Annotated in this window: 9 protein-coding genes; 5 read left to right on the top strand and 4 right to left on the bottom strand. The window is 72.6% G+C overall.

Translation table 11 applies throughout. The features are described from left to right. Positions 1-5: 5 nt before the first annotated feature. Complete coding sequence (locus tag ABZ920_RS16055; RefSeq protein WP_361504290.1) at positions 6-1,334, bottom strand: MFS transporter; 1,329 nt, start codon at positions 1,332-1,334, stop codon at positions 6-8. Next, positions 1,331-1,495, bottom strand: coding sequence for a lysine biosynthesis protein LysW (locus tag ABZ920_RS16050; protein ID WP_361504287.1), 165 nt, complete (start codon positions 1,493-1,495; stop codon positions 1,331-1,333). Before ABZ920_RS16050 ends, ABZ920_RS16055 begins: the two co-directional genes overlap by 4 nt. Positions 1,496-1,956: 461 nt before the next feature. Here ABZ920_RS16050 and ABZ920_RS16045 point away from each other — a divergent pair, with 461 nt between their 5' ends. Beyond that, positions 1,957-2,622 carry a response regulator transcription factor gene (locus tag ABZ920_RS16045; protein ID WP_361504284.1) on the top strand — a complete coding sequence of 222 codons (666 nt, stop codon included), beginning with the start codon at positions 1,957-1,959 and terminating at the stop codon, positions 2,620-2,622. A 705-nt stretch (positions 2,623-3,327) separates the two neighbouring features. Further along, positions 3,328-4,737, top strand: a complete 1,410-nt coding sequence (locus ABZ920_RS16040; RefSeq protein WP_361504281.1) for an MFS transporter — start codon at positions 3,328-3,330, stop codon at positions 4,735-4,737. Between the two features lie 183 nt (positions 4,738-4,920). On the opposite strand, the gene ABZ920_RS16035 is transcribed toward ABZ920_RS16040, so the two are convergent. Beyond that, a complete protein-coding gene (locus ABZ920_RS16035) occupies positions 4,921-5,880 on the bottom strand; it encodes a DUF5996 family protein (RefSeq protein WP_361504278.1) in 960 nt (319 codons plus the stop codon). A gap of 662 nt (positions 5,881-6,542) precedes the next feature. Next, a complete protein-coding gene (locus tag ABZ920_RS16030) occupies positions 6,543-7,355 on the bottom strand; it encodes a M23 family metallopeptidase (RefSeq protein WP_361504275.1) in 813 nt (270 codons plus the stop codon). Positions 7,356-7,835: 480 nt separating this feature from the next. On the opposite strand from ABZ920_RS16030, the gene ABZ920_RS16025 reads away from it, so the two are divergent. The 3 genes from ABZ920_RS16025 to ABZ920_RS16015 all read left to right on the top strand — a co-directional run bounded on the left by ABZ920_RS16025 (position 7,836) and on the right by ABZ920_RS16015 (position 11,816). Next, on the top strand, positions 7,836-8,972 hold the full coding sequence (locus tag ABZ920_RS16025; RefSeq protein ID WP_361504567.1) for an SH3 domain-containing protein: 1,137 nt from the start codon (positions 7,836-7,838) through the stop codon (positions 8,970-8,972). 181 nt (positions 8,973-9,153) lie between these two features. Continuing rightward, the gene (locus tag ABZ920_RS16020; RefSeq protein WP_361504272.1) at positions 9,154-10,530 is read left to right on the top strand and encodes an N-acetylmuramoyl-L-alanine amidase; all 1,377 of its coding nucleotides are present in this window, start codon (positions 9,154-9,156) and stop codon (positions 10,528-10,530) included. After that, on the top strand, positions 10,524-11,816 hold the full coding sequence (locus tag ABZ920_RS16015; protein ID WP_361504269.1) for a hypothetical protein: 1,293 nt from the start codon (positions 10,524-10,526) through the stop codon (positions 11,814-11,816). The genes ABZ920_RS16020 and ABZ920_RS16015 overlap by 7 nt, the downstream gene beginning before the upstream one ends. The last annotated feature ends 372 nt before the right edge of the window (positions 11,817-12,188 follow it).

The following is a 12,188-nucleotide window of genomic DNA, read 5'->3' as shown; positions in this document are numbered from 1 at the left end:
TCCGTTCAGTGGTCGGCGACCGTTGCCGCGTTCGGGTCTGAGGTCTTCTCGTCCGCGCCGTCCGTGCCGCCGTCGTGCGCCGCCTCGTGGTCGGCGGCCGCAGGGAGTTCACGCATCACGCGGATCGGGGAGAACACGATCCACAGCGCCGAGGCGAAGAGCCCCGCCGCACCCACGAACAGCGCCGGACGCAGCCCGATCGAGTCGCCGAGCCAGCCGCCCAGCAGGGCGCCCAGCGGCACCACGCCCCAGGACATGAAGCGGTAGCTGGCGTTCATCCGGCCGAGCATGGCGTTGGGTGTGATGGTCTGCCGCAGGCTCACGACCTGGATGTTGGCGACCATGGTGCCCGCCCCGCCGACGAGGAAGGACAGCAGGAGAAGCCCCAGGGCCACGGCCCGCGGACCGCCCGCGAGCGGCACCAGCACCGGTGCGGCGCACCCCAGCACCATCGCGAGCGTGACGGTGTTGCCGAGTCCGAGGCGCTCGGAGATCCGCTTGGCGACGAGCGACCCCGCCAGGGAGCCGACCGCGCCGCCGCCCAGGATCAGACCGACCGTTCCGGGTGAGAAGCCCAGGTTCCGGGTGGCGTAGAGCAGGAAGACGGTCTCCAGCACCAGCCAGAACATGTTGTAGGTGGCGGCTTCCAGGACACAGGCGCGCAGGACCCGGTTGCCGAAGGTGAACCGCAGCCCCTCGGCGATCTGGCGCCGTACCGCGGGGTGCTCGGCCGGCCGGTCCGGAGCGGGCTCCGGCTTCCGGACCATGACGAGCCCCCCGGCCGAGACGGCGAACGCGATCGCGCTGACCAGGATCGCGTCCTGGGGCGTCAGCCAGCCCGCCAGCCAGCCCGCGAGGGCCGGACCGCCGACCTGCGCCGCCGACGCGCTGACCTGGAGCTTGCTGTTGCCCTCCATCAGGTCCTCGCGGTCCACCAGCGACGGCAGATAGGACTGGTAGGTCACTTCGAACAGGACCGTGAACACGCCGACGGCGATCGCGACGGCGACCAGATAGCCGAGGTTCAGCTGGTCCAGGGCGAACAGCAGGGGAATGAGGGAGAGCAGGACGGCGCGGCAGAGTGTGCTCGCCAGCATCACCGGGCGTCGCCGGTAGCGGTCGGCCCAGACCCCGGCGAACAGGGTCAGCACCAGGAAGGGAAGGTACGAGGCGGCGTTCAGCACGCCCATCGCCTTCGCGTCCACGTGCAGCGTGACCGCCGCGGTCAGCGGTACGGCCAGGAGCGTGATCTGACTGCCGAACTGGGCAACCGTGTCCCCGGCCCAGAAGACCGTGAAGTCACGGTTGCTCCAGAGGGAGCGATGCGCGCTCACTCGCCCCAGTCCTCCTCGACCTCGGGGGCGAGGGCGACCAGGACGGGGTCGACGGCGAGGATCTCGAGCTCGCTGGAACAGCCGGCGCAGTCGAGGATCTCGCCCTTCCTGGACTGAGCCGGGACAGCGAGTCCCTCTTCGCACTCGGGACAGACGACCATGGGGACCTCCTGAAGCCGGTTCGGACGCGATGGCCGCGGAGCCACCGAGGGCCGAAACTACCCAGCGCTCGCCAGGCGGTCGTCCGCGCCGCATTGACCTGGACGTAAGGGTGGTTCAACGCTGCGCTTACCCCGGGTCCCTGCGGCGCGGAGGGCTCGTGGCCGTGCCCCGGGTGTTCGGCCTCGTCCTGCCGACCCCGTGTCGGATGCCGTCCCTCGCCGTGCGGCACCGCTGCGTCATGGCGGCTCGCGTGGTGAGAGGGACGGGTTCAACGGGGTCGTTGCAGAAATGATCGGGTCGGGCCCTCTTGACAGCACAACGCGCCCCGGAAGCAGCAGTCTTGCCCCACCAAAGGACCGCATCTCTCGACGAGAAACGCTAATTCAACATTCAGATGCTGGTAGCGTGACGCGGCTGAACGAATGAGAAGGTGTCACCCTCCCCTACACAAGGATGACAAATGTCCCTTCGAGTACTGGTCTGCAATGACCTGCCGATCGTTCTTGACGGGCTCCGCAGTCTCATCGAGGCCGAGCCGGACATGCTGGTCATTGGCACCACCAACAGCGGCATGGAAGCGATCATGACGGCTCGCACTCAGCGGCCCGACGTGGTGGTGACCGGTCTGGACCTCCAGGGCATCAACGGTACGGAGATGATCCGAAGACTTCTCCGCGAACCCGGAGACACACCGCCCCGCATCGTCGCGCTGGCCATGAACGACGACGACGAGACCTTCGCCGGCCTGTTGCGCCTGGGCGTCAACGGCGTACTGGTGCGCGGGACCACCGGTCAGGAACTGAGCGCCGCCATACGGTCCGCCGCCAAGGGCCAGACCACACTGGCTCCGCAGATCGCCACCCGGCTCGTCGACTGGTACCGGCGCGACAACCGCACTCCCCACGAGGCGCTGCGGATACCCACCGAAGAGATCACCACGCGCGAGCGCCAGGTACTGACGCTGCTGGCACAAGGCATGTCCACGGAGGAGGTCGCCGCGCAATTATCGATAGGGGTGACCACCGTTCGCACCCATCTCTACCGCCTGCGCTGCAAGCTCGACGTACGCGACCGCGTCCAACTCGTTTCCCTCGCCTACCGGTCCGGGCTGATCCAATCAGCCTGACCGAGGCACGCCCGTACCGCACACGAGTACCGCTTCCCAGGTCTTCCACGATTGACCCCCGGCGACCGGGGGGAAGCCGGGGTGCGGCCCCTCCCCCTCGTGGAGGGGCCGCCCCCGGCGCCAGGCTCCGAGCGGGTCCTTGATCTCCTCCAGGGGCATACCCAGGGCACGCAGCGCCCGCACCCGGTACAGCCGCCGCAGGTAGTCCTCACATAGCGGCGGTGGCCCGCGGGCGTGCGCTCACCGGCCCGCAGCAGTCCGATGTCGTCGTGACCACCGCTCCCCTGGTCTCCGTCACGGCCCGCCGCCCGGCCCGACGCACCCGGGTCGGGTCCGCCCGGGCGGGACAGCGCCAGCGGGACTGCCCGCGCCGGGACACGACCGCGGTGGCGAACGCGGCCCGGCATGGTCACCGCCCGGGCCGCTCGGTTCGGTCACCCGGTCGTCGAACGCGCCCGGCCCCGCAGTCCGGAGCGCCTCCACATCCCTCCAGGACGGGCCCCCACCCGGCGAGGGCGGCCGGCGTGAGCGGGGCCGAGGGGCAGGCCGGAAGGCGTCTCAGCATGTGGGCGGCGCTTTTCGGAACGTAAGACGCCTGAGATCGTTGGCCTGCCCGTACAGTTCGCACGGTCTTTCGGCGAGGGGGACGTGTGCGCAGGTCCGGGCCCTCGGCGACCGATTCCACCTCGCGCGAAAGACCGAGCAATGCCCGCACAAGCCACCGGCTCAGCCCAGACACCCGTCAATCCGCGGTCCCGCGTCCTCATCGCCAGCCTCATCGGCACGACGATCGAGTTCTACGACTTCTACATCTACGCGACCGCCGCGGTGCTGGTCTTCCCCTCCCTCTTCTTCCCGGGCGGCGACCCGACCACGGCGCTGCTGTCGTCGTTCGCGGTGTTCGGCGCCGCGATGGTCGCCCGCCCGATCGGCGCCGTCTTCTTCGGACACCTCGGCGACCGGCTCGGCCGCAAGAGGACGCTGGTGGTCTCGCTGCTGACCATGGGCATCGCCACGTTCCTCATCGGCGTCCTGCCCACCTACGTGCAGGCCGGCTGGATCGCCACCGCACTGCTGGTGCTGATGCGGCTCGCGCAGGGCTTCGCGCTCGGCGGCGAGTGGAGCGGTGCCGCGCTGGTCGCGACGGAGAACGCGCCCAGCGGCAAGCGCGCTCTGTACGGCACCTTCCCGCAGCTGGGCGCGCCGCTCGGCTTCATCATCGGCAACGGCCTGTTCCTGATCATCGGCGCGCTGCTGCCCTCCGCGGCGGGCGCCGACCCCACGCAGCCCTCCGACGCCTTCGTCAGCTGGGGCTGGCGCATCCCGTTCCTGTTCTCCGCCGTGATGGTCGCCATCGGCCTGTGGGTGCGGTCGCGACTGGTGGAGTCGGAGGTCTTCGCCAAGACGCGCGAGGCGGGGAAGGTGCAGAAGCTGCCGCTGGCCACCGTGGTGCGCAGCCACTGGAAGCAGCTGATCCTCGGCACCTTCATCATGCTGGCGACGTACGTGCTCTTCTACCTGATGACCACGTTCTCGCTGAGCTACGGACGCACCGCGAAGGACGCCGCCGTGCCCGGTCTGGGCTACAGCTACACCACGTTCGTCCTGATGATGATCTTCGGCGTGCTGTTCTTCGCCGCGTTCACCCTCATCTCCGGCCCGCTCGCCGACCGGTACGGACGGCGCACCACCCTGATCTGGGTCACCGCCGCGATCGTGGTGTTCGGACTGGTCTGGGTGCCGCTGATCGGTCTGGGCACCCTCGGCGTGGTGCTGTGGCTCGTGCTCGGCTTCACGCTGATGGGCATGACGTTCGGCCCGATGGGCGCGCTCCTGCCCGAGCTCTTCCCGACGAGCGTGCGCTACACCGGGTCCGGCATCTCGTACAACGTCAGCTCGATCCTCGGCGCGGCGGTCGCCCCGTTCATCGCGGTGGCGCTGTGGCAGGCCGGTGACGGCTCGCCGTGGCTGGTGGGCGTCTACCTCTCCTCGATGGCGGTGCTGACACTGACCGCGTTGCTCCTCGGCAAGGAGACGAAGAACGTCTCCCTGGACGACGGCGAGCCCGCCTCGGCGGACGACGGCAAGCGCGCCGCGGTCACCTCCTCCGTCTGATCCGGCCGGCGTTCCCCCGGCTGCCGCCCGGATGGGCCGGTGGGCCGTCCCTGCCCGGGGCGGCCCACCGGCGTGTGGTGGTGTGGCCGTCGGGGAAGGGGCGCGGCCACCAGCGGCGTGCTCACCGGGCGGGCGGCGCCCGGACGGCCGCACCGACTCGGCCTCCGCCGCTCCCGCCCGGCCTCAGCCGGGCGCCCCGTCGGACCGCTGGACACGCAACTGCGGGTCCGTGACCCCGCCGGGGCATTCCAGCGCCTCGGTCTCCCATCCGGCGCGCCGCGCACCGGCCCGGTACGCGCTGTCGTAGAAGGCGAGCACGGCGGCACGCGGGTCGGCCTCGGTGCGCACCGCGTCGTACGGCAGTACGGCCAGATGGCTGCCCCGCAGGGGGAGCCAGTGCGCCGCCGCGGGCCGGAGCGGCTCCTCGGTCAGCCCGGCGGGCTCCGGAGCCGTGTAGGAGTAGAACGCCGGCTCGGGGAAGGTGTCGTCCCCGAACCAGAAGCCGAAGCTGATCACCTCCCAGGAGTACGCCTCCCGGGTGACGGGGTCGACCTGCTCGGGCTGCTCGACGCGCCGTCCGGAGAACCGGGTGTGGGCGATGTCGAAGGTGTGCCAGAAGTGGTGCACGGGGCTGACCTTCCCCGCATAGCCCGCGGCGAACTCCTCCAGTACGGAGGCCACCTGGCTGAGGACCCGCCAGTAGCGGTTGGCCTGGGCGGGATCGTAGGCCGCGTGCTCGGTGTCCTCGGCGAACGGCCGGGCGGCGTCGGGCAGGTCGAAGGGGTGGTCGAGGTCGATGTCCACCTGGACGCCCAGCGCGGCGAGCGCTCGCATGACCTGGTCGTGGAAGGAGGCCACGGACTGGTCGGCGAGCGGGATCGACATCTGCCGTCCGTCCAGGGCGGAGACGTCCAGCTGGTGCGCGACGAAGTCGAAGTCGATCGTGAAGACGGGACGGCCGTCGCCCTGTCCCATCGGGCGCGTGGTGATGCCGCGCCCGGTCAGGTGGAATGGCACGTTCCACCAGTGGTTGCGCCGGGGGCTGGCGGCGAGCCGGATCTTCCCGACGGTCTGCGCGAAACGGTGGAGCGTCTCTTTGGTGCCGCGCCACTCGGCGAGCGGGATCGACGGGAACAGCTCCATGGTCACCACCTTTCCCTCCCGCCCGGCTGCCCTGACGGCCGGACGGAGCCTGGCTGACCATGATGGCCACACCTGACGGGCGCGGCATCTCGTGAACCCGGAAGGCGTGTCCGCTGCCCGCCCCCGGACTCCGCGCGAGGCACGCGGAGCCCGCTGAACCGTGTTCGCGGGGCTGGACCTGACCGGCGGGGGAGGCCGCCGCCCACACCGTGCTTCTTGAGACACGGGGCCGGGCAGCGGCTCACCTTCTCCGCACGTGAAGCCTGCCCGAACCATTGTCAGGGACAACCGACGGCCCCCAGCTCACACGACCCTAGTCGTGAACTGTGGTCATCCCTGTGCACAGGAACTGATCGGAGTGCCTGATGAGTGGAAGACCCCGTGTGGCCGTCCTCCTGGCCGCGGCGGCGACTCTCGCAGCCGTACTGGTCCCCTCCGCCGCCGTCCACTGCGGAGACCAATGGCGCGCCCGGGATGCCCCGCACCAGCCGCCGTTCTCATGGCCGAGTGCGCCGGGTCGGCGCTGGGGCAGGAGCGCGGTTCCCGCGCTCCCGGGACGGCGCGCCGGCCGCCGGGTGACGCCTCTCGCGAGGCGCGCGTGAGGGCCGTGCACGACGGCCGGCCCGGAGGTCTCCGGGCCGGCCGGTTTCACCGCGTCCCGGTCAGCACAGGGGGACGCCGGGGAGCTGGGCCGCGGGGTTGTCGATGTAGATGTTGCTGATGAAGCCGTTCTGGTCGCGCAGCTTGCTCCACCAGTTGTTGGTGTAGCCCTCCGCGTTCACCGTGTCGCCCTGCTTCTGGCACAGGACCCGGACGCTCGTGGGACCGCCGAGCGTGGTGACCACCGGCGCGCTGAGGTAGGCGTCGCTGCGCACCCGCACCCCGCTGCCCCAGGTCATGAACGGCACGCCCGCGCCGCCGCAGCCGTTGTCGCTGGTCAGGAAGTACTGGTTGTAGCTGCCGGGGTAGGCCAGCGCGACCCCGTTGATGCGGATGTCCTGACCGACGCCGTTGTAGAGCTGCTCGTAGTGGATGTGCGGGCCGCTGGAGTTGCCGGTGCTCCCGGTGGTCCCGATCTGCTGGCCCTGCTCGACGTGCGCGCCGTCGGCGACGCTGTAGGCGGACAGGTGGAAGTAGTAGGTGCGCCAGCCGCCGCCGTGCTCGATGGCTATGTAGTTGCCCGCGCCGCTCGCCTGGTAGTACCGGTAGGCGGTGCCCGCGGCGGAGGCGAGGACCGGGGTTCCGTTGGTGGTGCCGCCGTCGGCGCGGACGAAGTCCAGCGCGCGGCGGACCTCGGCCGAGTGGTGGCTGTAGGTCCACTTCTGACCGCACGGGTAGGGGGCCTTGAAGTTCGGCGCCGCCGCCACCGTGCTTCCGGTGGTGGCGGCACCGGCCGGCTGGACCGGGACGAGCAACAGGCCGGCCAGTGCGACCAGGGCGGTCACCGCTGTGGTCCAGAGGCGTCTGAGAGGCATCGCGCATCGCTCCTTCGTGGGGAAAGCAGCCGGGGACGCCGGCGTCCGGGCGGACGGCGGGCCGCGGCACAAGGTAGGGACGCGCCTGGTGCGGCACAAGAAGCGGACGGGGTCTTTCGTTCAGAACGCAATGTCTTGCCCATGACAACTCCGCCGGACCACCATGCGTGACCGGAGTGCGGCCGACTCGCGCCACCGCGGGTCTCCTTGGCGTGACGGACGGAGTGGGCGACGATGCAGCAGGGACGCCCGGGAGACCGGGCCTCAGCACGCACGCAGCGGCAGGTCACGGCACATCCACAGCGTCGGCCGGCGGCTGCCGCGGCCGGCCGTGGTCCGCAACTGCCGTGTGGTCCGGCGGTGTCCGGCCCGTCCGCCGCCCGGCCGGCGACGCGGCCGGCCCGCCGTACCCGCCGCCGGGTCCGGCACGGCATCGGCCGGCTGGTGAGCCTCACCGTCGCCCTGGGGGCGCTCGGCGCGCTGGCGGCGGTGCCCGCCCTGGCCGCTTCGCCCCGCCCGTCGCCCGACGTGGACGTACCCGCGGGCGTCACCGCCGGCGTCGCCGTCTTCGACCGGTCCACCGGCCGCTTCACCGAACTGCTCAACGAGGACCGGCAGTTCCGGTCGGCGTCGGTCGTGAAGCTGCTGCTCGCCCTCGACGTCCTGGGGGACCTCGGGCCGGGCTACCAGGTCCCGGCCGAGGACCGGGCGCGGCTCGAGGCCATGCTGCGCAGCAGCGACGACGGTGCGGCGAGCCATTACTGGTCGCAGCGGGGCGGCAGCCTGATCGTCGAGCGGATGGCCGCCCGGCTCGGGCTGACCGGCACGGCTCCCCCGCCCGCCACCCACCCCGGCTTCTGGGGGTACACCTCCCTGACCGCGTCGGACACCGTGCGGATCTACCGCTACGTCCTCGACAGCGCCCCCGCCCCCGTGCGGGACCTGGTGATGGGCGCTCTGCACCGCTCGACCCGGTGCGCCAACGACGGCTACGACCAGTACTTCGGCATCCCGTCGGCCTTCACCGGCCCCTGGGCGGTCAAGCAGGGCTGGTCCGGCTTCACGTCCGGCGGCTGCACCGCGGACGTGGGCACACCGGCGCCCGTCGCCGCCCCGGCCGGCGCGGGCTCCGTCCACGGTGCCCGGAAGCCGGGACCGTCCGCCGCCGGCCCCGCCACGGCCGCCGCCGGCGGCGGAGTCGATCTGGTCAGTGAGGCCCTGCACTCCACCGGCACCGCCGGCGCGGACGACCGGTCCATCGTGGCCGTCCTGACCCTGCACCCCGACGGCACGCCGTACGGGACCGCGTACTCCCGGCTCACCCGCCTGGTCGACTTGCTCGACGTGCCCGGCGCCCGGCGCCCCCTCGGCGTCCGCTTCGCCACGCTCGGCTCGGGCGTCCGCGTCCGCGCCGGCGCCACGACCGACTCCGCCGTCGTCACGACGCTCCCGGCCGGCGTGGAGGTCCTGGTCACCTGCCAGAAGCAGGGCCGGCGCATCACGGACGGCACCCGGAGCAGCGACTGGTGGGCCCATCTCCCCCATTACGGCGGCTATCTGACGAACGTCTACGTCGACACCCCCTCGGACCGCCTCCCCGGCGTCCCCGTGTGCTGACGAGCCCCTGGCCACTCCCCCGCGGCACTTCCGCCCGGGCACCGCGCCCAGGGCCCGTCGCCGGGACCTCCCCTCCCGGCACCCGGCCGTCCACCGCGGCGGCCGTCCCTCCGATGTCCGACGACGGTGCGCCAGCTGCCGTCCCACCTCACCCGGCACCCGAGAAACGGAGCAGCCCCACATGCCTCCCGGACCTCCCCTCAGACGCCTGCGCACCGCCCTCCTCGGGCTGGCCCTGGCCACCGGCCTCGCCCTGACCGGTCAGCCGGCCGGCGCGGCGAGCCCCTCCCCGCCCGCCGCGCCGGCCGGGACCGCCCTCAACGAAGCCTTCGCGCGGGCGGCGTCCGCCTACGACGTACCCCGCGACCTGCTGGTGGCCGTCGCCTACGCCGAGACGCGCCTCGACGGCCACCACGGACTGCCCAGCCAGGACAACGGCTTCGGAATGATGCACCTGGTCAGCAATCCCTCCCGGCACACGCTCGAACAGGCCGCCCGGCTCACCACCGCCACGGCCGCCGAGCTCAAGCACGACCCCGCGGCCAACATCCGCGGCGGGGCCGCCGTCCTGCGCGCCATGGCCGACGCATCGGGCCTCCGCGCCGCCGGACGGCACCGGCTCGACGCCTGGTACCCGGTCACCGCCCGCTACGGCGCGCCCGGCAGCGACACGGCGGGCCGCCTGTACGCGGACGCCGTCTACGACGTCCTGCGACGGGGCGTCCGCGCCCACGTGCCGGGCGGCGAGGAGGTCGGCGTCGCCCCGCACCGGGTGACCCCCCGGCGCGGCAGGTACGCGCAGGCCGCCCCGGAGGGCCTCGCCGCGGCCGCCGACTATCCGTCGGCCCTCTGGTCACCGGCCTACGCCGGCAACTACGCCGCCGGCCGCACCTCGGCCGTCACCACGGTGGTCGTCCACGTCACACAGGGCTCGTACGCGGGCGCCATCAACTGGTTCAAGGACCCGGCGGCACAGGTCAGCGCGCACTACGTGGTCCGCTCCTCCGACGGCCAGGTGACCCAGACGGTCCGGGAACGCGACACCGCCTGGCACGCCCGCTCGGCCAACGCCTACTCCGTGGGCATCGAGCACGAGGGCTACGTCAGCACGCCGTCCTGGTTCACCGACAGCATGTACCGGTCCTCGGCCGCGCTGACCCGCTACCTCACCGACAAGTACGGCATTCCCACGGACCGTACGCACCTCGTCGGCCACAGCGAGGTGCCCGGCAACGACCACACCGACCCCGGCCCGTACTGGGACTGGTCGTACTACATGAGCCTCGTACGCGGGGACGGCGGCGGCCCCACCACGCCGTTCCCGACCTGGGGAACGGACGTGAGCATCCGTCAGCAGGCGACCACCACCTCCACCCGCGTGGCCACGCTGCCCGGCCCGACCACCGTGCGTGTCAAGTGCCAGGTCCACGGACAGCTCGTCACCTACAACGGCCACAGCAACGACGCCTGGTCCTACCTGCCCGACTACGGCGGCTACGTCTCCAACATCTTCATCGACGTCCCCGACGCCTGGCTCCCGGGAGTGCCGACATGCTGACCCCCCTTTCCCCGGGCAAGAGGCCCGCCCCGCGCCGCAGATCCCGTCTGCTCCGCGGCACGCTCTGCCTCCTCGCCCTGGCCGGTACGGCGCTCGGCACGGCCCCGGCCGCCGGCGCGGCCGACGCGTCGCGCGCCGCCACCGGCGCGGTCTCCTGGCGCGCCGACCTCTCCCACCCCGGCTCCGACGACGCCAACGTCCGCTGGAGCGACGGCGCGCTGCGGGTGCGCGACGGTTCGCTGAGCCCGGCGTCGCTGGGGCAGGACCGCGGTTACGCCTCGGCCGTGCTGCAGTCGCACCACGTGGGCCGGCCGGTGAACCGGGTCACCGTGGACGTCGACGCCGCGGTGCCCGGCGGGGCGAGCGTGGTGGTCGACGTGCGCGGCCGCGCCGCCGACGGCGCGTGGACGGAGTGGCGGCAGGCGACGGCGGGCGCTCCGGCGGAACTGCCCGGCCTCGTCGACGACGTGCAGGCCCGGCTGACCCTGTGGACCGCGGAGGACGGCACCACACCGGCCGTGGAGGAGCTGACGCTGAGCGCGGACGACGGGGGAACCGCCGCCGCCCGGCCGCTGGCGGCGGCCTCGGCCTTCTCGGCCCGTGTCTTCGCCACCCGTGAGGGACTGGTCGGCGGCACGACCGCCAACGGGCACGTCATACGCAGCAACGACCACTTCGTGGCCCTTCCCTCGCGGCGCGCCCTGTCGCCCAACGGCAGCGGCCAGTACTCGGTGCAGGTGTGCGGGCCGGTCCGCTGCGAGACCGCGCCGGTGTGGGACGTGGGCCCCTGGAACACGCACGACGACTACTGGAACCCCTCCACGCAGAGGGAGCAGTGGAGGGACCTCGCCCGGGGGGTGCCCGAGGCGCAGGCCGCCTACCAGAACGGGTACAACGGCGGACGCGACGAGTTCGGCCGCCAGGTCGCCAACCCGGCCGGCATCGACCTGGCCGACGGCACCTTCTACAACATCGGCCTGAGCAACAACGGCTGGGTGACCGTCACCTACCTGTGGACCGACGGCGGCGGCGGCGACACCAAGTCCTTCCCGACCTGGGGCACGGACGTGAGCATCCGTCAGCAGGCGACCACCACCTCCACCCGCGTGGCCACGCTGCCCGGCCCGACCACCGTGCGTGTCAAGTGCCAGGTCCACGGACAGCTCGTCACCTACAACGGCTACAGCAACGACGCCTGGTCCTACCTGCCCGACTACGGCGGCTACGTCTCCAACATCTTCATCGACGTCCCCGACGCCTGGCTCCCGGGCGTCCCGACCTGCTGAGCCGATCCCGGCGGGCGGACGCACTGGCGTCCGCCCGCACCCTACGGCGAATCCGGCGACGCGCCGTGGGGCAGGGCCCCCGGCTCGGGGATCGTCCCCGGCGCGGGAGCCGTACCCGGCCCGGGGATCGTCCCCGGCCCGGGGGCCGTCCCCGGCCCGGGGGCCGTCCCCGGTGCGGGGATCGTCCCCGGTGCGGGGGCCCTCCCCGGTGCGGGGGCCGTCCCCGGTGCGGGGATCGTCCCCGGTGCGGGGGCCCTCCCCGGTGCGGGGGCCCTCCCCGGTGCGGGGATCGTCCCCGGTGCGGGGGCCCTCCCCGGTGCGGGGGCCCTCCCCGGTGCGGGGATCGTCCCCGGTGCGGGGGCCCTCCCCGGT

Origin of the sequence: Streptomyces sp. NPDC046831, from assembly GCF_040645305.1 — a bacterium.
Lineage (GTDB): Bacteria > Actinomycetota > Actinomycetes > Streptomycetales > Streptomycetaceae > Streptomyces.
The sequence above is the reverse complement of the archived record's forward strand: the minus strand, read 5'-3'. Positions and strand labels throughout refer to the sequence as shown.

What these genes read in the sequence shown, in the direction of transcription:
- ABZ920_RS16050 (WP_361504287.1), bottom strand. Translation starts at nt 1,495, where the DNA reads ATGGTCGTCTGTCCCGAGTGCGAAGAGGGACTCGCTGTCCCGGCTCAG.
- ABZ920_RS16045 (WP_361504284.1), top strand. Translation starts at nt 1,957, where the DNA reads ATGTCCCTTCGAGTACTGGTCTGCAATGACCTGCCGATCGTTCTTGAC.
- ABZ920_RS16040 (WP_361504281.1), top strand. Translation starts at nt 3,328, where the DNA reads ATGCCCGCACAAGCCACCGGCTCAGCCCAGACACCCGTCAATCCGCGG.
- ABZ920_RS16035 (WP_361504278.1), bottom strand. Translation starts at nt 5,880, where the DNA reads ATGGAGCTGTTCCCGTCGATCCCGCTCGCCGAGTGGCGCGGCACCAAA.
- ABZ920_RS16030 (WP_361504275.1), bottom strand. Translation starts at nt 7,355, where the DNA reads ATGCCTCTCAGACGCCTCTGGACCACAGCGGTGACCGCCCTGGTCGCA.
- ABZ920_RS16020 (WP_361504272.1), top strand. Translation starts at nt 9,154, where the DNA reads ATGCCTCCCGGACCTCCCCTCAGACGCCTGCGCACCGCCCTCCTCGGG.
- ABZ920_RS16015 (WP_361504269.1), top strand. Translation starts at nt 10,524, where the DNA reads ATGCTGACCCCCCTTTCCCCGGGCAAGAGGCCCGCCCCGCGCCGCAGA.